The 18723-nt window shown below is 71.0% G+C and carries 18 protein-coding genes and 3 pseudogenes; 10 read left to right on the plus strand and 11 right to left on the minus strand.

Features of this window, described 5'->3' with window-relative positions:
* The first annotated feature begins 51 nt into the window (after positions 1 to 51).
* The 5 genes from QF027_RS44750 to QF027_RS44770 all read left to right on the plus strand — a co-directional run bounded on the left by QF027_RS44750 (position 52) and on the right by QF027_RS44770 (position 5292).
* Positions 52 to 2499: a SpoIIE family protein phosphatase gene (locus QF027_RS44750; RefSeq protein ID WP_306973137.1), complete on the plus strand. Its 2448-nt coding sequence runs from the start codon at positions 52 to 54 to the stop codon at positions 2497 to 2499.
* A 45-nt stretch (positions 2500 to 2544) separates the two neighbouring features.
* Positions 2545 to 2964, plus strand: a complete 420-nt coding sequence (locus tag QF027_RS44755) for a CBS domain-containing protein (protein WP_306973136.1) — start codon at positions 2545 to 2547, stop codon at positions 2962 to 2964.
* Between the two features lie 156 nt (positions 2965 to 3120).
* Positions 3121 to 3297: a hypothetical protein gene (locus QF027_RS44760; RefSeq protein WP_306973135.1), complete on the plus strand. Its 177-nt coding sequence runs from the start codon at positions 3121 to 3123 to the stop codon at positions 3295 to 3297.
* 84 nt (positions 3298 to 3381) lie between these two features.
* A complete protein-coding gene (locus QF027_RS44765) occupies positions 3382 to 4227 on the plus strand; it encodes a sugar phosphate nucleotidyltransferase (protein WP_307081231.1) in 846 nt (281 codons plus the stop codon).
* A 261-nt stretch (positions 4228 to 4488) separates the two neighbouring features.
* Positions 4489 to 5292, plus strand: coding sequence for a class I SAM-dependent methyltransferase (locus QF027_RS44770; protein ID WP_306973133.1), 804 nt, complete (start codon positions 4489 to 4491; stop codon positions 5290 to 5292).
* A 58-nt stretch (positions 5293 to 5350) separates the two neighbouring features.
* On the opposite strand, the gene QF027_RS44775 is transcribed toward QF027_RS44770, so the two are convergent.
* The 3 genes and pseudogenes from QF027_RS44775 to QF027_RS44785 all read right to left on the minus strand — a co-directional run.
* Entirely contained in the window at positions 5351 to 7300 is a 1950-nt protein-coding gene (locus tag QF027_RS44775; RefSeq protein ID WP_307081233.1) for a glycosyltransferase family A protein, read from the minus strand.
* Between the two features lie 297 nt (positions 7301 to 7597).
* On the minus strand, positions 7598 to 7864 hold the full coding sequence (locus tag QF027_RS44780) for an SAM-dependent methyltransferase (RefSeq protein ID WP_307081236.1): 267 nt from the start codon (positions 7862 to 7864) through the stop codon (positions 7598 to 7600).
* A pseudogene (locus QF027_RS44785) lies at positions 7849 to 8079 on the minus strand (SAM-dependent methyltransferase); the annotation flags it as partial. The gene QF027_RS44780 and the pseudogene QF027_RS44785, both read right to left, overlap by 16 nt.
* 41 nt (positions 8080 to 8120) lie before the next feature.
* Between QF027_RS44785 and QF027_RS44790 the strand changes: the two are divergent.
* Positions 8121 to 8633: a metallophosphoesterase family protein gene (locus QF027_RS44790; RefSeq protein WP_307081238.1), complete on the plus strand. Its 513-nt coding sequence runs from the start codon at positions 8121 to 8123 to the stop codon at positions 8631 to 8633.
* A 226-nt stretch (positions 8634 to 8859) separates the two neighbouring features.
* Entirely contained in the window at positions 8860 to 9288 is a 429-nt protein-coding gene (locus QF027_RS44795; RefSeq protein ID WP_307081240.1) for an MFS transporter, read from the plus strand.
* Between the two features lie 203 nt (positions 9289 to 9491).
* On the opposite strand, the gene QF027_RS44800 is transcribed toward QF027_RS44795, so the two are convergent.
* Together QF027_RS44800 and QF027_RS44805 are read right to left on the minus strand one after the other, a co-directional pair.
* Positions 9492 to 10337 carry an ABC transporter permease gene (locus QF027_RS44800; RefSeq protein ID WP_306973128.1) on the minus strand — a complete coding sequence of 282 codons (846 nt, stop codon included), beginning with the start codon at positions 10335 to 10337 and terminating at the stop codon, positions 9492 to 9494.
* Between the two features lie 125 nt (positions 10338 to 10462).
* Positions 10463 to 11488: an ABC transporter substrate-binding protein gene (locus QF027_RS44805; protein ID WP_307081242.1), complete on the minus strand. Its 1026-nt coding sequence runs from the start codon at positions 11486 to 11488 to the stop codon at positions 10463 to 10465.
* A 255-nt stretch (positions 11489 to 11743) separates the two neighbouring features.
* Between QF027_RS44805 and QF027_RS44810 the strand changes: the two genes are divergently transcribed.
* Positions 11744 to 12529 (plus strand): ABC transporter ATP-binding protein, encoded by a 786-nt coding sequence (locus QF027_RS44810; protein ID WP_306973126.1) that lies wholly within the window; start codon positions 11744 to 11746, stop codon positions 12527 to 12529.
* On the plus strand, positions 12526 to 13470 hold the full coding sequence (locus QF027_RS44815) for an LLM class F420-dependent oxidoreductase (protein ID WP_307081243.1): 945 nt from the start codon (positions 12526 to 12528) through the stop codon (positions 13468 to 13470). Before QF027_RS44810 ends, QF027_RS44815 begins: the two co-directional genes overlap by 4 nt.
* Before the next feature lie 89 nt (positions 13471 to 13559).
* Here QF027_RS44815 and QF027_RS49865 read toward each other — a convergent pair.
* From QF027_RS49865 to QF027_RS44835, 6 genes and pseudogenes are all read right to left on the minus strand, one after another.
* Positions 13560 to 13727 (minus strand): annotated as a pseudogene (locus tag QF027_RS49865) (ISL3 family transposase); the annotation flags it as partial.
* Between the two features lie 291 nt (positions 13728 to 14018).
* Positions 14019 to 14321 (minus strand): hypothetical protein, encoded by a 303-nt coding sequence (locus QF027_RS44820; RefSeq protein ID WP_307081245.1) that lies wholly within the window; start codon positions 14319 to 14321, stop codon positions 14019 to 14021.
* 221 nt (positions 14322 to 14542) lie between these two features.
* Positions 14543 to 14989 (minus strand): hypothetical protein, encoded by a 447-nt coding sequence (locus QF027_RS44825; protein ID WP_373432476.1) that lies wholly within the window; start codon positions 14987 to 14989, stop codon positions 14543 to 14545.
* Positions 14980 to 15207, minus strand: coding sequence for an SRPBCC domain-containing protein (locus QF027_RS49870; RefSeq protein ID WP_307180591.1), 228 nt, complete (start codon positions 15205 to 15207; stop codon positions 14980 to 14982). The genes QF027_RS44825 and QF027_RS49870 overlap by 10 nt, the downstream gene beginning before the upstream one ends.
* A gap of 19 nt (positions 15208 to 15226) precedes the next feature.
* On the minus strand, positions 15227 to 16327 hold the full coding sequence (locus QF027_RS44830; RefSeq protein ID WP_307081247.1) for an XdhC family protein: 1101 nt from the start codon (positions 16325 to 16327) through the stop codon (positions 15227 to 15229).
* Positions 16320 to 16595: pseudogene (locus QF027_RS44835) on the minus strand (VWA domain-containing protein); the annotation flags it as partial. The pseudogene QF027_RS44835 and the gene QF027_RS44830, both read right to left, overlap by 8 nt.
* Before the next feature lie 229 nt (positions 16596 to 16824).
* Here QF027_RS44835 and QF027_RS44840 point away from each other — a divergent pair.
* The gene (locus QF027_RS44840; RefSeq protein ID WP_307081249.1) at positions 16825 to 18684 is read left to right on the plus strand and encodes a cellulase family glycosylhydrolase; all 1860 of its coding nucleotides are present in this window, start codon (positions 16825 to 16827) and stop codon (positions 18682 to 18684) included.
* Positions 18685 to 18723: the final 39 nt, after the last annotated feature.

The raw sequence follows: 18723 nt of genomic DNA on the forward strand, positions 1-18723 counted from the left end.
GGAACGCTCACAGGGGCTGCGCACGTGCCGTATAAGCGCTGTAATGGCGAAGTGGTGAGTGAGGGCGCTGCGGGACGCAGAACGAGAGCGTTGCGTGCCGAAAATGCCCTGACATCGGTCACGGACGGTCCCGGATCGCCCGAAAGGCTGCGCCGTGTCCTCGAACAGGCGCTCGTCTTCGCCGGGGCCTCCCTCGCCGCCGTGTACACGCCCGTCGAGGACGGGGACCTGCTGGGTCTCGTCGAGTCGGCCGGCGTCCCCCGAACGGTCTACGGGCTGCGCGACAGCTATCCGAGCTCCGGCGCCTCCCCGCCCGCCGACGCGCACCGCTCGGGCCGGCCGCTCTTCCTCGGCCCGCAGGAAGTCGCCGACTGCTCGGAGCCCCGCGGGGCGGGCCGGCGGGACTTCCACCTGGCCGTCCTGCCCGCGCACGGCGACGACGGCCGAGCCTGTCTCGTCGCCGTCAGCGAGGACCCGCACGGTTTCGACGACGAGGACCGCAAGTGCCTCGAACTGATCGCCGACGCGATCGTCTGCCCCGCCCCCGTGGTCGCCAGGGAGGGCACGGAACTGCGCTCCAACGCCTTCAGCCTCGCCATGGACACCGGTCGCATCGAGGTCGGCGACGGGATCCTGGAGCTGTTCGGCATGAGCCGGGCCGCCTTCGACGGCAAGGTCGAGACCCTGCTCGGCCTGACCGTCCCCGAGGACCTGCCCTCGCTGATGTCGCTGTTCGAAGCCGGCCACATGTCCATCGGTGACCGTGAGCTGGAGTTCCGCATCCTCCAGCTGTCGGGGCCACCCAAGTGGCTCAGGCTGCGCGGCCGCATGCTGCCCGGCGGCGAGGGCAGTCCCTCCCAGCTCGTGGGCACCGTCGCCGACGCCTCCACCCTGCGCTCCGACGTCACCGACGTGGCCCGCGTGCAGCGCCTGGCCGCCGCCCTCGCCATGGCCGGCACCGTCCGCGACGTCAGCCAGGCCGTCGTCTCCGCCCTCCGCGCCCCGCTCAGGGCCGACCGGATCGCCCTCGCCGAGCTGGAGAACGAACGGCTCGTCGTCACGGTCCTCGACCCGCCCGAACCGGAGTCCTGGCCCGAGCTGTGGCGCCTGGAGTGGCGCAGCGAGTGGCCCGAGGCGCCGGTGCGGGCCATGCCCACCCTGGCCACGGCCCTGCGTGAGGGCCGCGCCCAGATCTGGCCCGCCGGCACCGTCCTCGAACCCGCCCTCGCCGACGTCGGCCCCGGCGGCCTCGCGGTCCTTCCGCTGCCCGCCGCAGGCCGCATGGCCGGCGCCTGCCTCATCGGCTGGGACACCCCGCACCACTTCGGCCCCGACGAACGCGCCCTGCTCACCGCTTCCGCAGGCCTCGCCGGACAGGCCCTGATGCGCGCCCACGCCCTCGACGCCGAGCACGAACTCGTCGGCATGCTCCAGCGCCAGCTGCTGCCCCGCCGCCTGCCCGAACTGCCCGGCGCGATCGCCGTCGCCCGCTATCTGCCCAGCACCGCCGGCCTGGAGCTCGGCGGCGACTGGTACGACGTGATCCCGCTGCTCGACAACCACGTCGCCCTGGTCATCGGCGATGTCCAGGGCCACAGCGCCGCCGCTGCGACCCTCATGGGCCAGATGCGCACCGCCCTGCGCGCCTACGCCGTCGAGGGTCACTCCCCGGACGTCGTCGTCGCCCGCGCCAACCGCCTCCTGATGGACCTGGAGACCGACCTCTTCGTCACCTGCGTCTATCTCGACCTCGACCTGGAGGAGGGCACCGCCTGGTGCGTGCGCGCCGGTCATCTGCCGCCGGTACTGCGCCACCCCGACGGCACCACGGAGATCGCCGAGACGGACGGCGGCCCCCCGCTCGGCGTGGTGGCCCAGGCCGACTTCCCGATGACCCCGCTCCGGCTGCGGCCCGGCACCCTGGTCGCCCTGACCACCGACGGCCTGGTCGAGTCCACCGAGGCCGACATCGACGAGGGCATGGACCGCCTCGCCCACGGGCTGGCCGTCTCCGACCCCGACCACCTCGGCCTCGTCGCCGACGCCCTGCTGGGAGGCGCCCGCCGCAGCGACGACGTCGCCCTGCTCCTGTTGCGCTACGACGGCATGGCCACCCATCCGCTCCGGGAGAGCTGGACCGTCTGGCGGGTCCCCGAGGCCGCCCGGCACGCCCGCCGCTTCACCCGGCGCACGCTGCGCGTCTGGGGCGTCCCCGAGGACGCGATGGACACCGCCCTGCTCGTCGTCTCCGAGCTCGTCACCAACGCCCTCGTGCACACCGGCGGCCAGGTCCGGCTCGCGCTCACCCTCGTCGGCCGCCGGCTGCGCGTCTCGGTTGCCGACGCCTCGCCCCGCACCCCCGTCAAGCCCACCAACATCGGCTGGGAGGCCACCGGGGGCCGCGGCATCCTCCTCGTGGAGGCCGTGTCGGCGGCCTGGGGGAGTGTCCCCGTCAGCGGCGGCAAACAGGTGTGGAGCGAAATCGCACTGGACGCCTGAGGCGGGGTACTCGGAGCGCACCACCCCGCAGAAGAGAGGTACGTCATGACTCAGCACGTCAGCGACATCATGACCAGCGCTCCGGTCACCGTGGAACCGCAGACCTCCTTGACGGCCGTCGCCAGGATCATGCGCGACCAGGACCTGGGCGCCGTCCTGGTCACCGATGGCGACGAACTGCGCGGTCTGGTCACCGACCGCGACCTCGTGGTGCGCTCCCTCGCCGAGGGCGGCGATCCGGAGCAGACCACCGTGGCCGGCGCGTGCAGCGACGATCTGGTGACCGTCACGCCCGAGGACGACCTGGACCACGCGATCGAGCTCATGCGCGAACACGCTGTGCGCCGGATCCCGGTCGTCGACCACGGCCACCCCGTGGGCATCGTCGCCCTCGGCGACGCGGCCATGGAACGCGATCCGGGATCGGCCCTGGGCGACATCAGCGTCGCCCGGCCCAACACCTGAGCCGGGCAGGCCGGTTCGGCCCGGCTGTCAAGTTCTGGTGCGCCCGATCCCCGGCGAATGTGTGTGCGGCGGCGAGGGGCTGACGGGTCTCCCGGCCCGTTTGTCCCGAGCCTGCCGGGGGACCCGGAGGGCAGCATGGAAGGACGGTGAACCGCCGTGACCTCGCAGACCGTTGAGAAACCCGTCGCACGCCGGCCCGAGACGGGCTGGTCCAGGACCCGCCGCCTGCACGGCAAGGGAGACCTGCGGACCTGCCTGCCCGCGATCGAGGACCGGGCGGCGACCACCACGGCGAACACCGGGGAGGGCAACATCTTCCGCGGCGAGGACTGAGGTCCAGCCGCGTCACGCCGCGTCACTCCCGAGTTACCCTCTGCCTTGGCCGGTTCGTCCCGGATCCGGACTAGGGTGACGCAGATGAAGGCTCTCGTGCTGTCCGGCGGGGCCGGTACACGGTTGCGGCCGATCACGCACACCTCGGCCGAACAACTGGTGCCCCTCGCCGACAAGGCTGTCCTGTTCCACGGCCTCGAATCTCTCGCCGACGTGGGGATCACCCGGGTCGGGATGATCGTCGGCGACACCGCCGCCGAGATTCAGGAGGCCGTCGGCGACGGATCGACCAGGCGACACTGGCTCGGCGGCGATGACTTCATCGGCGGGGTCGCCGAACTCGGCCCGGACGGCCAGGTGATCGGCCCGGAGGAGAAGCCGCAGCAGCCCAGGAGCGGCCTCGCCCTACGGGCCGTCGAGCCGTCCTGGCGGGGCGAGTTGGAGATCACCCACGCCGTCCAGCACTTGATCGACGTGCGCGCCGACGTGCGCTCCACGGTCGTCGCGGGCTACGGGAAGGACACCGGCAACGTCACCGACACGCTGGAGGTCAACCGGACGGTCCTGGAAGGTCCGGAGTGCCGCATCGACGGCGAGGTCGACGAGGAGACCGAGACGGTCGGCCGGGTGGTCGTGGAGGAGGGCGCGCGTGTCACCGGCTCACGCATCGTCGGTCCGTCCGTCATCGGCGTCGGAACCGAGGTCCGCGACTCCTACGGCGGCCCCTTCACCTCCGTCGCGGAGAACTGCCGGATCGTGGACAGTGAAGTCGAGTACTCCCTCGTGCTGCGGGACGCCTCGATCGAGGGCGTGGCCTGTGTCGAGTCCTCGCTGATCGGCCGTCACTTCGAGGTGACCCCGGCGCCGAGCGTGCCCCGGGCCCACCGCCTCGTGCTCGGAGACCACAGCAAGGTGCGGAACCATTCATGAGCGTCCTCGCCGCCGCCGACGCCCGCCCCTCAGGACCATGTTCCTCGGCGCGAAGTCCCCTCAGGGGGAGCTCACAGCAGGCACGTCCACGGATCCGGTTCTGGTCAGGGAAGCCGGTACGGACCGGTGCGGGGAGCGTTCCGGCACCTCGGTCGACCCCTGCCGGGCCGGCCCCACCAGCAGCGCGGCCCACGACGGGCCCGCACCACGCTGGTCCGCCCTGCACGAAGCACTGCCACACATCCGCAAGGAGATTTCCCAGTGAAACGTCACGAGTTCCTGCGGGGGCTCCACAAAGCCAGCGCGAACCGCAACTACCTGGAGATCGGCGTCAACGACGGCCGTAGCCTGACGTTCTCCCGGGTACCGAGCATCGCGATCGACCCGGCGTTCAAGGTGGTCTCGGAGATCCGCTGCGACGTCCACCTGGCCAAGGCCACCAGCGACGACTTCTTCGCGCGCGAAAACCCGCTGCAGCACCTCAAGGGCGGCCGTCACCCGCTGCGCAACATCGTCCGCAACCGCAGCCCGTTCGGCTACTGGAAGGACGTCACGCTGGACCTGGCGTTCATCGACGGCATGCACCTGTTCGAGTACGCGCTGCGCGACTTCATCAACGTCGAGAGGTACTCGGACTGGGCCAGCGTGATCGTCTTCGACGACATGCTCCCGCGCAACGTGGACGAAGCCGCCCGGGACCGGCACACCAACGCCTGGACCGGTGACGTCTACAAGATGATCGAGGTCCTGAACCGCTACCGTCCCGACCTGGTGGCGGTCCTGGTCGACACCGAGCCCACCGGCCAGCTCGTGGTCTTCGGCGCGGACCCGACCAACACGGTGCTCACGGACAAGTACGACGAGATCATCGCGGAGTACGTGGTCCCCGACCCGCAGAAAGTGCCCGAGACGGTCCTGGAGCGGAGCGTGGCGATCAAGCCGGAGACGCTGATCGACGCCGCCTTCTGGAAGCCGCTGGTGAACGCCCGCAACCGCGGCAGCAAGCGTGACCGAAGCTGGGAGTACCTGCGCACCAGCCTGAAGCAGCTCACGGACGTCGGTTGAGCGACGCGCAGTGAGCCGGGGAGGACGCGGAACGCGTCCTCCCCGGCTCTGTTTGTCCCTACCCGCAGCGTGCCATGAGCCGGCCGACCAGCCTCCCGGCCAGCCGCCGCGCCCTGCGGACCAGCGGCTGTCCGGCCGCGGGCCGGGGAGCGCGCGAGGCCACGACCTCGACCCGGTGCCCCTTCACCCGCAGCGCGAACGGCAGCGGATGCAAGCGCGGCTCCTCGGCCTCGGGGGCCGGGCTCAGCGCGGCCCGCCAGTCCGCTCCGGCCAGGTCGCCGACCGGCAGCACCGCCTCCAGGACGGACGCGGAGCCCTGGGGACGCAGCGTGCTGGGCACCCTCACGGGCGCGGCACCGGAACCGCGGGTGAGTTCGAGCAGTACCGGCGTGTCACCGGGCGCGTGGAACGGCACCGGCACCTCGAGGCGGTCGCCGGTCACCTTGACCTCCCCGGGCGTGAGCCGCCCGAGGCCCAGGCGCACGCCCGCCGTGTCGACGTCCAGAGCCAGGGTGCCCTGCTTCGTGGTCCAGTACGGCAGCACGACCCGGCCGCCCGCCACACCGGCGTCCGCGGCCGTACGCCCCTTGAGGGAGACCGGGCCCAGCCGGGACTCCTTGGTCCAGCCGCCGAGCTTGACGCGGACGAACACGTCCCACAGCCCGGCGTCGAGCGGGCCGCCGTCGGCCGCGGTGGCCGGATCCAGGGCTGCCGTGCCCCGCAGCACCAGCCGCACCCGGCCGTCCTCACCCGGGACGGTCTCCCGGGTGAACTCCACTGGCTGGAAGTACTGGGCGGAACTGGCGCGTTTCCGCAGCAGCAGATCGACCGTGGCACGCTCGAAGCCGGCCACGGCGTGAGCGCCGACCCAGTCCACGGCTTCCTCCACGGAGGCCGGCGGCTTGGTGAGCGCGGCGGCGCCGCCCTCGGCGGGGAACGTCATCGGCGTACCGCTGGACGCGAGTTCGGCGGACAGGCCGACCCGCAACACACCCTCCTCCCACGCGACGCCGTCCGGCTCGGCCCTGGAGACCACGGGGGCCTCCCACTCGGCGAACGCGACCAGGTCGTCCAGCCTGTCGTCGGCGATCAGCGCGGCGACGACCTGCTGGGTGGGCTGAAGGCCGGCCGCGACACCGGGCCCGAAGCGCTCGACGACCACCCCGCGGATCTCGGTGAAGAGCTCCTTGCGGTAGTCCTCGGGCGCGGCGAGCAGCCGTTTCCCGCGCATCCGCTCGACCATCTCGTTGCGCAGCCAGCGACGGAACAACCGGTCGCGGGTCGGCCCCGGCTCGGTGTACTTCTCGACGACGTCGAGCGCCTCACGCAGGTTCTGGAAGTAGCCCACCGGCTCGAAGCGCTGGAAGCCCGCGTTGGAGGCGTCGTCGCGCTTGAGGTGGTAGTAGCAGACATAGTCGCTGAGCACGGAGACGTTGTCCGCGCGCAGATACGCCTCCGTGACGAAGACGTGGTCCTCCAGTCGGCGCCTGCCCTCGGGGAAGCGCAGGCCGATCCGGTCGAGGAACGCCCGCCGGAACATCTTGTGCGGTGTCAGGCTGTCGATCAGCGGGGCGTTGTCGACGGTGGCACGGGGGTGGTTGCGGCGGAACAGCTCCACCGGCACCCCCCGCCCCTTGCCGGCCATCTTGCCCACGACCACGTCGGCGCCGTTGGCGACCGCGTAGTCGTACATTCGCTCCAGGGCCTCGTCGCCGAGGTAGTCGTCGTTGTCGACGAACATGACGAACTCGCCCTGGGAGGCGGCCATCCCGACGTTGCGGGGTTTGCCCGACCAGCCTGAGGCCTCCTGGTGGATGACCGTCATGTTCGCGACCTCGGCTGCCAGCGCGTCGAGCCGGGCCGGCGTGTCGTCGGTCGAACCGTCGTCGACGAAGATCGCCTCGAACTCGTCCGGGGGCAGGGACTGCCTGCGCAGCGAGGCAATGCAGTCCTCGATGTAGTTCCCCGGGTTGTAGACGGGGATGACGACGCTGACCTTGACCGGCATCGGTGTCCGGACTCCTTGAGTGATTTGTGGCATGCGTCACGGATAGACGCTTTGTGGCGCGATGTTAACGCCGCCGAGTAAGTGCCACGTCACAGACCGTGTTGGCGAGTGGACCCAGGAGGTGGTCGCCCTGCCGAGATGGGGGACCACCGGCAGGTGAGGGGCGCGGAAGACCCCGGTGGAACGAACCCGCTGAAGAACGTGTGCGGAGGGGCACAGCGTGGATGTCGGCTGACGGACGGCGGTGAGGGGAGCGGTTGTCTCTGCACGAGCACCCGACGGGTGGGGTGGCGGCGGTCAACTCCTCGGTGGCTCATCCCGCTCGTGTCTGCAACGCGCGCGCAGGTCGGCCTGGAGACAGTCGGTGGCGCCCTCGGGGGTGCTCAGTGCGCGGGCGTGGGCGAGGACGAGGACGAGCGGGTCGTTGTCGACGTGGCCGACTCGGGCGCCCGGATCCGCCCTCCCAGAGGGGCAGCACCCCCATCCGCTCCGGTAGGGATGCCGGTGCCGATGCCGAGGAACCGGCGGATGCCCGCCTTCCCGGCCAGTTCGCGCACGGCCCACCCCAGGAAGGCCCGGTCGGCGCGGACCGCGGGGACGATCTGCGGGTTGGTCGCGGCCGCCGGCTCGGCGGCCTCCTGGTCGGCGGTGTAGGTGTCACGCCCGCCCAGCCAGACGTCACCCGCCTCTTCGACGGCACCGAACTCCCCCGACCCCGGCGCCGTCCAGCTGCCCGAGTGGCGTCCGGAGGCCGAGTCCGGCCCCGGCGCGCTGTCCATGTGGTGCGGGGGTGGGCCGCAAGCCCCTCTAGGGTGATCCCGTGCGCCTGCTGCTGATGTCCGACACCCACCTGCCCAAGCGTGCCAAGCAGCTCCCGGCCCCGCTGCTCGCCGAGCTCCCGCACGCCGACGTCGTCTTCCACGCCGGCGACTGGGTGGACACCGCCACCCTCGACCTGCTGGAGAACCGCAGCGCACGACTCGTCGGGGTCCACGGCAACAACGACGGACCCGAACTGCGCGCACGGCTGCCCGAGGTGGCGTACGCCGAACTCGGCGGCCTGCGCTTCGCCGTCGTCCACGAGACCGGCGCCGCCCAGGGCCGCGAGGCCCGCTGCGCCGCCCGCTACCCCGACACCGACGTCCTGGTCTTCGGCCACAGTCACATCCCCTGGGACACCACCGCCCCCGGAGGACTGCGGCTGCTCAACCCCGGCTCGCCGACCGACCGCCGCCGCCAGCCCCACTGCACCTACATGACGGCGACCGTGGCCGACGGCCGCCTCACGGACGTGACCCTGCACCGCCTGCCGCCGCGGATCGTTTCGCCGTAGGGCTCACGGGGACCCGGGACTGTCAGTGCCGCCTGATACGACGGAAACATGGCTGCTACACCGGTAACGCTGCTCCGACGCGCGGCGCGCCCCGGGAACTCCGGGTCGCCGCGCACCGTCCTCGTCGTGATGTGCGCCGGATACTTCCTGGTGCTGCTCGACGTCACCGTCGTCAACGTCGCCCTGCCGGCCATCGGCTCGGGTCTCGGCACGGACGTCGGCGGGCTTGGGGGTACCCCTCTGGGGGAGGGTCGTCGACGGATACGCGCTGGCGCTCGCCTCCCTCATGCTGACCAGTGGCGCGGCCGGGGACCGGTACGGCCACAAGCGGGTCGTGCTGACCGGCCTCGGCGTCTTCGGCGCCGGTTCCCTGGCCTGCGGTCTCGCCCAGAGCGCAGGGGTGCTCGTGGCCGCCCGGGTGGTCCAGGGCGTCGGCGCCGCCCTGCTGTTGCCGGGCACGCTCGCCATCGTCGGCCGGGCCTTCCCCGACGACGCGGCCCGGGCCCGGGCGATCGGCGGGTGGGCGGCCATCGGGAGTCTCGCCCTGCCCGCCGGACCCCTCGTGGGTGGTGCCCTCGTCGACGGATTCGGCTGGTGGGCCGTCTTCCTGATCAACGTGCCGGTCGTGCTGCAGGGCGGCCCCTGTCGTCGGTGAGCGCGATCATGAGCAGGCCATGGCACTTGCTCTGACGGTGTGGCGTCGGCCTACTCGATGACCAGAAGTCGATCCCTCGGGAAGGTGCGCCCTTCGCGTCCAGCCCGAGACCGGCGCTCGCCGACCTGGTCCACAACCTCCCGATGGACCAACTGCGGTACCTCCCGCTGCTGGTCCGCGCTGGCACGGTCCTGCGCCGGCAGTCAGCTGCGCGAGGTGGTTTCCCTGACCCAGGGCAGCGCGAGCCGCTCGATCAGCACCAAAGCGAAGTAGAGCAGGATGCTCATCAGCCCGATCAGGATGATCGCCGCCCAGGCCGTGGCGGTGTCGCCGACCCCGCCGGCTTGCACGATCAGATAGCCCAGCCCGGTCTCGCCGGCCTGGAACTCGCCGATGACCGCGCCGATAGCGGCGAGCGGCATGGCCACCTTCAGCCCGACGAAGATCTGCGGCAGCGCGGCGGGCAGCCGTACCTTCCGGAACGCCTGCCAGCGCGAGGCGTTCAGCGAGCGCGCCAACTCGGCCAGGTCCGCCGGCGTCGACGTGAGACCGGTCGTGGTGGACAGCACGATCGGGAAGAAGCAAAGCAGGAAGACCATGGTCAGGACCGGCTTCTGCCCCCAGCCGAGCGCCCCCACCAAGAGCGGCCCGAGCGCGATCTTCGGAACTGCGTTGACGGCGACCAGCAGCGGCGTGAACATCCGCTCCAGTACCCGTGAGGCGGCCAGTGACAGTCCGATCAGAACTCCGCAGGCGCTGGAGAGAACGAACCCGACGACCGTCTCCACCGTGGTGTGGCCGGTGTGTTCCAGGAACTGGGCCGGGGCTGCGGTGAACGCGGAGAGGACGGCACCGGGCGGAGGCAGCACTACCGGGTGGATCACCTCCAGCACCGACGTGAGAAGCCACCACACGCCGAGCGCGACCAGCAGTCCGGCCGACGGGAGCAGCACGGCACCGATGCTCGTCCTGCGCTGCAGTCCCACTCGCGGCACAGGCACCGGCTTCGGGGCCGCCGGGGCCTGCTGCGGCTGCGACAGATCGGTCATCCCATCCTCCTCGATCCGCCAGCTCGTCCCCTTGCTCGGCCACTCAGCGCGGAGTCGGGGCGGCAAATGCCGGTGCTGCCCACCGACCGCTGACGGGGCGCGTACGTTCGGGCAACGCGTGCGAATCAGGCTTTCGGTACGAGATCGAAGTCGATGATCTGCTCAGGGGTCATTCCATGCGGCAGCGCACCCGCGCCCTGCAGGATCGCGATGCTCTTCGCGACCCGCCCGGAGTCCAGCGTCCCGATCGCGGTGCCGGAACCGCCTGGCCTGACGTACGCGGCCATCAACTCCAATTCGGCTGCCGCAGCGGCCGGATTCGTGGCGTCCACGTTCCGCTTCAGGATCTCGGCGGCCTCCTTCGAGTTGGCCAGGCTGTACTCCAAGCCCTTGAGCAGCGCGGTGGAGAACCGCTTCACCATCTCCGGCTCCTGCTCAGCGATCTTCTTCGACGTGATCAGCACGTTTCCGTAGAGATCGGGCATCACGTCGCTGTACGGGAGCAGGACGGCCTTCTTCTTGGTCACCGCCTCGATGGTCGGCTTACCCACCACGAACTGGCCGATGCCGTCCACCGAGCCGCTGGCAAGCGTGCCCATCAGGGTCTGTGCATCGCCGTTGACCCAAGTCACCTTGCCGGCGTCCACTCCGGCCAGTCGGGCGTACGTCGGGAAGAGATTGCGCACGACAGAGCCGGGCGTGTCGGCGAGCCGTTTGCCCTCGATGTCCTTCGGTGCGGCGATGCCGTTGCCCTCGGTGGTGGCGATCGCGGCCATAGTGCGCTGCTGGATGGCGGCCACCGCGACGAAGTCCTTCGCCTGGCCGCTGCCCATCTGCAGCAGACCCCCCGTCAGGTCGATCGGGCCGAACTGCGCCCGGCCACTCACGACGGCCGGAATCACGCCGCCGGTGCCCTGGCCCGGCTTGATCTCCACGTCGAAGCCGGCCTCTTCGAAGAACCCCTTGTCCTTCGCGACCCACGCGTACGCGTCCCGGCCGAAGTTGCCGAACGAGGTCAGGTAGGTCACCTGCTCCAGTGCCTTGGCGTCCGCACCAGCACCGGTGTCGGAGTCCGACCCGCCGCACCCCGAAACCAGTGCCAGTGCCGTGGCCAGGGCCACCGCGGCGACCGTACGGGCGAACCTGTTCATGCGCACAGTGTTGTCCTTTCCGACCGCCGACTACGCCGGCTGAGGGGGCGTCGAGACAGAACGGCGTAACGAACCGCCGGAGGGCATGACACTTCGTGCGGGCATCAGCGTACGAGAGCCTGGCAGTTGCAGGCCAGGTGTGAGGAATTCACCGACAGAACGACAGGTACCGCTGAGCGGCCTGTTCCAGGTAACCTGACCGAGCGTTACGAACCGGCCGGCATTGCGATCGCCAGTGGATGGGGAGACCGCCGGATGATCAGACTCACCGGTGTGTCCCGGAGCTTCACCAGCCGGTCCGGTTCGACGATGGCGCTCCAGGGCATCGGCCTTCACATCGCCGAGGGTGAGTTCGTGGCGGTAGTGGGCCGTTCCGGGTGCGGCAAGTCCACACTGCTCAGGCTGATCGCCGGGCTGCTGCCGGTCACCGAGGGCGAGATCATCATCGGCGGCGAGCGGGTCACCGGAGCCCGGCGGGATGTCGCCCTGCTGTTCCAGCGGCCGGCCCTGCTGCCCTGGCGGTCCGTCCTCGACAACGTCCTGCTGCCCGCGGAGATCTTCGGCTGGAGCAAGGCAGAGCGCCGCGACCAGGCGTGCCGGCTGCTGGAGACGGCCGGACTGAGCGGCTTCGAGAAGCACCGGCCGCACGAGCTTTCCGGCGGTATGCAGCAACGTGTCTCATTGTGCCGGTCGCTGATGGGCAAGCCCCGGGTGCTGCTCATGGACGAACCGTTCTCCGCACTCGACGCGCTGACCCGCGCGGAACTCGCGGTGGAGCTGCAACGCGTCCACATCGAAAACTCCGCCACCGTCGTCTTTGTCACCCACTCGATAGACGAGGCCGTGCTGCTCGCCGACCGGGTGGTGGTGCTCAGTCCGCGCCCGGGCCGGATCCGCAAGGTCGTCGACATCGCCATTCCCCGGCCGAGGACGCTGGGCCGAACTGCGCACCTCGGCGAAGTGGCCCGGTGCAGCGCCGATCTGCACGAGCTGCTGATGGAACGGGACATGTCCACGTCGGCCGAAACGGAGGAGCGATGACCCTGCGGATCTGCGTCTTCACCGAGCCGCACCGCGGCGCCGACTACGAAGATCAGCTGCGCTTTGTGCGACTCGTCGAGGCCGGCGGGTTCGAGGGCTTCTTCCGGGCCGACCACTACCAGGCGATGGGCGCCGATCCCGGGCTGCCCGGACCCACCGACGCGTGGCTCACGCTGGGCGCGCTCGCCCGGGAGACCTCCAGGATCCGGCTGGGAACCCTGGTCACCTCGGCCACCTTCCGTCTGCCAGGCCCGCTGGCCGTGATGGTGGCGCAGGTCGACCGGATGAGCTCCGGGCGGGTCGAGCTGGGCATCGGCGCCGGCTGGTACGAACGAGAACACACCTCGTACGGCATTCCGTTCCCGGCCGTCCAGGAGCGCTTCGACCGGCTGGAGGAGCAGCTGGCGGTGATCACCGGGCTGTGGCGGACACCGGTCGGCGAGAGCTTCAGCTACCGCGGCGACCACTACCAGCTGGTCGACGCGCCAGCTCTGCCGAAGCCGGTGCAGGTGCCGGCCCCGCCGATCATCGTCGGGGGCCGCGGCCCCAAGCGCACCCCGGAGCTGGCCGCCCGGTATGCCGACGAGTTCAACATGCCCTTCAAGTCGGTGGCAGAGACGGCCCAGGCGTACCAACGGGTTGCCGAGGCGTGTGACCGGACCGGCCGGGCCGACGCCGGTCAGCCACCGCTGGTGCTCTCGGCCGGTGTCGTGGTCGCGATCGGCCGTACCGACGCGGAGGCGCAGCGGCGGGCCGCCCCACTGCACGTCAAGAGCGCGCTGCCGCCGGAGGATCCGGTGGTCGGATCCCCGGCCCAGCTCGTGGAGCGGCTCGGCGAGTTCTCCGCGATCGGCGCATGCCGGATCCATCTGCGACTGATCGACTTCTCTGACCTCGACCACCTGGAACTCATCGCCGGTGAGGTGCTCCCGCAGCTGTAGCACGTGAAGACCGAGGCACCCTGTGCCAGAAGTCGCATAGCCGTTGATCAGGTACGTGCAGCTCCAGGCACGTCAGGTTGCCCGGCCGGCCCAGTGGGCTGCGCCCGCACCAGCCGCCGGGTCACCGTGTCGCGCGGCGATCCTTCACAGCCGCACCGGCGGCATCACCGGTCCGGCTCAACGGCTCGGCACGCCAGCACTGCACGATCCGGGTCGAGCCACTGCCCGGTGACTTCGAGGCCGAGTGCATCGAGCCGGGCGTCTCAGCCACGCGCGCCGGGTAAGTGGCCCCCGGGGACGCCGTGGCCCCGGACGGCGGCCTTCCAGTGAGTGGTGTGCATCGTGAAGACGCTGGTCATGGGGCTGGTGTGGGTGTGTTCTTCCCTGGTCGGCGGCCGATGTCCACGATGAAGATCGTCTGACTGGGCGGCCGGGGCGGTTTCTGGGGGTTCTGCTGCGTCCGTCGCGTGTGTCCGCCTACGATCCGTCGCCATGCGAATAGCGCCATCGGATCGCGGGAGGGAGCGGGTTGTCCGAGCTGGAGCGGATCACGGCTCGGCGGAGTGAGCTGGACGTGCTCGCCGAGGAGTTGAGTAAACGGCTTCGTCGTCCGGGCCGCGGTCGTCGAGGCCGACGAAGCCCAGGTCGGCGATCGCGCCGAGCCCGGCCGCGCGACTGCTGACCCGGCGGTCGTCGCGGGGGCCATCGCCACGGTCCCCGCTGAGCGCTCGGGCCTCGCCTCCGCGGTCAACAACACCGCACGGCAGACGGGCGGCGCGATCGGCATCGCGGTGGCGGGCGCCGTCGCGGGACAGCCCGGCGATCAGGCACGTTTCCTGCGGGGCTTCCATGCCGTCGCGCTCGGCTCGGCCTGCCTCTACGCGGCCGCCGCGGTGCCGGCGCCGACTCTGCTGCCCGGAGCCCTGACACCGACACACCGGCGCTCATGAGGTCCGGGCCGCTCCGCATGCAGGGGAGCGGCCCGGACGCTGCGAGTGTGCGTTCTCACGGACCTCCTTCCCGATCGGAGGTGGGGCGAGGGTTTCGGACACCCTCTCCCGTTGCTCATCGCCTACCCTTTCGAGCGCGACTCACACCCGTGATTCCGCATTCGCCGTATCCGGGTGGTCGCGATCACCACGACGGCGGCCGCGACCAGTGCCGCCGCGGCCCGCTTGGCGACCGGTACGCCGGTCGCGGGCAGCAGGTCGAGCGGCTCGGCGTCGGGCTCCTGGGTGGGTCGGACCGGATCCGGAGCGTCTCCCCGCCCGCCCAGCCGGCCCGGAACCCTCTCCGGTTCGCCCAGCCGCTCCGCCAGACACCGGGCGAACTGGCCGACCCGCCGGTCGCCGACCTCTGCCATCACACCCCGCCCGAACTGCGCCGGCCGCCCGGTCACCGCCAGATCCGTCCGCACCCACCCAGCCGTACCGCCGTCCTGCCCGGTGAGAGCGCCGGCCACCGTGGCCCGTGCGGTGCCCTGGCCACGGGTCTCCCGGCCACTGGCGGTCAGCACCACGCGGTGCGCGGACTCGTCCCGCTCATCGAAGACGGCGGTTCCCGGTACGTCACGGTGACCGGTCCGACCTCGACCTTCACTGAGCCGGTCACGGTCCTGCCGTCATGGTCCTCGACACTCGCGCCGGGCATGCAGGGCGCGCCCCGCTCGATGTCGAGGAGCGCCCGCCAGGCCTCGTCGACCGGGACCGGCACGGTGAACTCGTGGTGCAGTTCCATGACCTCCTCCAGGCAGGCTTCACGAAGACGGATGGATCGCCCCCGCCGTCGCCGTCAGCGGGGCACCGCTGCCGCCCCAGCGCAGCGCGACGATCTCGGCGGCCACGGACACGGCGACCTCCTCCGGGGTACGGGCACCGAGATCCAGGCCGACCGGCGAGCGCAGCCGGGACAACTCGGCCTCGGTCAGCCCCGATTCGGTCAGCCGCTTCATCCGGTCGTCGTGGGTGCGCCGGCTGCCCATCGCCCCGATGTACGCCGCAGGCCGGCGCAGCGCCTCCTCCAGCAGGGGCACGTCGAACTTCGGGTCATGGGTCAGGACGCAGATCACCGTGCGTTCGTCGGTGTCGGTGCCGCCGAGGTAGCGGTGCGGCCAGTCCACGACGACCTCCACGCCCGCCGGGAAGCGCTTCGGCGTGGCGAAGACCGGGCGGGCGTCGCAGACCGTGACCCGGTAGCCGAGGAAGGCGCCGATCCGGGCGACCGCGGCCGCGTAGTCGATCGCGCCGAAGACCAGCATGCGGGGCGGCGGGGCGAAGGAGTGCAGGAAGACGGTGACCGCGTCCTCGCGCCGCTCGCCGTGCGGGCCGTAGTGCCTCAACCCCGTCGCGCCCAGGGCGAGTTCGCCGCGCGCGTCGGCGGTGACCGCCACGTCCAGGCCGGTGGTGCCGAGGGTGCCCGCGACCCGGTCCGGCCACACGGCGAGCGTGGCACCGCGGGGTGCGGGGCCGTCGGTCACCGTCGCCACGGTCACCGGGCGGGCCGCCGCGACCGACTCCGCGATCTCGCCGAAGGCGGGATCGAGGACGGCCGTCACGGGACGCACGAGAAGCGTGATCTCCCCGCCGCAGGTGAGCCCCACCGCGAACGCGTCCTCGTCGCTGTACCCGAAGGTCTCCAGGCGGGCCTCTCCGCTCGCCACGACCTCCTGGGCCAGCTCGAACACGGCCCCCTCGACACAGCCGCCGGACACACTGCCGACGACCTCGTCGTCCGGACCCACGGCCATGGCCGCGCCCGGATCGCGCGGCGCGCTGTGGCTCGTCGAGACCACCGTGGCCAGTCCGAACGGCACCCTTGCCGTGTACCAGCCGCTCAGCACCGGGAGGATGTCACGCATCGTCGGCTCCTTTCACCACCGCCGCCAGACGCTCCAGCGCGGCCAGGCTGTGCCCCTCGACGAACGCGTCCACGCTCGGCAGCGCGGCCGCCATCCCGGCGGCCAGGGGCGCGTAACCGGGGCGCGCCTTGCGCGGATCGGCCCAGATCACCCGATGCGCCAGCCGGTGCAAGCGTCGCATCTGCGCCGCGAGCAATTCCGGATCGCCACGCTCCCAGCCGTCCGACAGCACCACCACGACCGCCCCGCGTGCCGTGCCCCGCTGCCCCCGGTCCCCCCATCCGGCCCCTCGAAAACCCGCTCACCACACCCAACGAGCTCAACGCACAGAGGTCACACATTCGGCGGGCAAACAGCAGTTCCCAACCCCTCAACCGCAAGGAGCATCTGTTGAACGTGACGCGTCGGGTCGGCGGGTGAGGTGTCAGATGCGACGAAAGTGAAACTTACTCATCAGTCAGATGGTGTTGACGTTGTACCGAAATGGTCGGACTGTAATGGACATGCCGAATAAACGTGCACGTCTGCTCGTTGTTCTGGTTGTCCTCTGCGGATTCCTGACGGTCGCGGGCGTCCGACCCGCCCCCGCCGACGCCCTCACCGGTTCCCTCTCCTTCGACGACACCCCCCTGACCGTCCAGAACGGACGGTTCGTCGACGGCAACGGCCGCGAGGTCGTGCTGCGTGGCTACAACGTCTCCGGCGAGACCAAGCTCGCCGAGAACAAGGGCCTGCCCTTCGCCTCGGTCGCCGACGCCAAGAAGTCGGCGACCGCGCTGAGAGCCCTCGGCGGCGGCAACTCCGTGCGCTTCCTGCTCTCCTGGGCCTACGCGGAACCGGTGAAGGGCCAGGTCGACACCGCGTATCTGGCGAACGCCACCGCGCAGATGCGCGCGTTCCTCGACGCGGGCATCCGGGTCTACCCCGACTTCCACCAGGACCTGTACTCCCGCTGGCTGTTCACCTCGGGCAGCTGGTACACCGGCGACGGCGCCCCCGCGTGGGCCGTGGCGCTCGGCGACTACCCCGCCGAGTCCTGCGGCATCTGCTTGCTGTGGGGCCAGAACATCACCCAGAACGGCGCGGTCAAGGCCGCCCAGTACGACTTCTGGCACAACAAGTACGGCCTCCAGGACTCCTTCCTGGCCACCGCCCAGAAGACCATGGCGTACCTCAAGGCGAACCTCGCCACCGAGGAGTTCGCCGGCGTGGTCGGCTTCGACCCCTACAACGAGCCCTACGCCGGCACCTACGACTCCGGCCAGAACAGCCGCAGCTGGGAACGCGACCTGCTCTGGCCCTTCTACGTGAAGTTCCGGGCCCGGATGGACGCGGCGGGCTGGACGGACAAGCCCGCCATGGTCGAGCCGAACCTCTTCTGGAACGGCAACGTCAGCAAGGAGGAGGGCGGCCTCCTCGACGCCGGCACGCTCGGCTCCCGGTACGTCTTCAACACCCACTTCTACGACCAGAAGGCCATCTCCGGCATCCTGATGTGGGGCAACGCCTCCGACGGCCAGTACGTCACCGACTTCGGCACGGTACGCGACCGCGCGGCCGCCGCCGGGACGACGGCCGTGGTCAGCGAGTTCGGGCACCCGCTGAACGGCTCGACCGCCGGCAAGGCACCGACCGTCCTCAAGGCCATGTACCAGGCCCTGGACTCCCGGGTGAAGGGCGCCAACTGGTGGTCCGCGCCCGCCGGTTCGGGACCGGTCCTCTCCGGCACCCAATGGCAGTGGGACATCTACAACGGCCGCCACCACGAGTTGATGAACGACAACCCCGACAAGGTCCTCACCTCCGGCGACGCCTGGAACGACGAGGACCTGTCGGCCGTGAAGCTCGACGACTCGGGTGCGGCGGTGCTCCGCCAGGACGCCCGGCTCCTCGACCGGATCTACCCGAGCGCCACCGCGGGGACGACTCTCGCCTTCACCTACGAGGACCGCTCACGCGACGGCTCGACGACCCTGACCTGGAACCCGGTGCCGAGCAGCCTGCCGAACGTGTCGTCGCTCGTCGGGTCGGGCCAGTACTCGGTGCTGGTCTGGCGCTCGGGAAGCGGCTCCACGCCCACCGAACTCCACCTGCCGGCGTCCTTCCCGAACTCGACGACCACGGTGGTCTCCGACCTGGGCACGGTCTACGGCCCTCCGGCGTACAGCTCGTCGACCCCGGTGGGGGCGACCCTCGAGCCGGGCGGCACGGGGAGCCGACGGCTGCTGCTCACCGACTCGGACTCCGGTGTCCTGCACTACGCGCTGGTGACCAATGGAGCGACCTCGCCCTCGGCGTCCGTGCTGAGCGCGGCCAAGTCCGAGCTGGCGAACTGGGTGCGCCAGAAGATCGGTTGACTGTCCCCGGCGTCGGGGCCGAACCGGGCCCCGACGCCA

The sequence above is a fragment of the Streptomyces canus genome, assembly GCF_030816965.1.
Lineage (GTDB): Bacteria > Actinomycetota > Actinomycetes > Streptomycetales > Streptomycetaceae > Streptomyces > Streptomyces canus_E.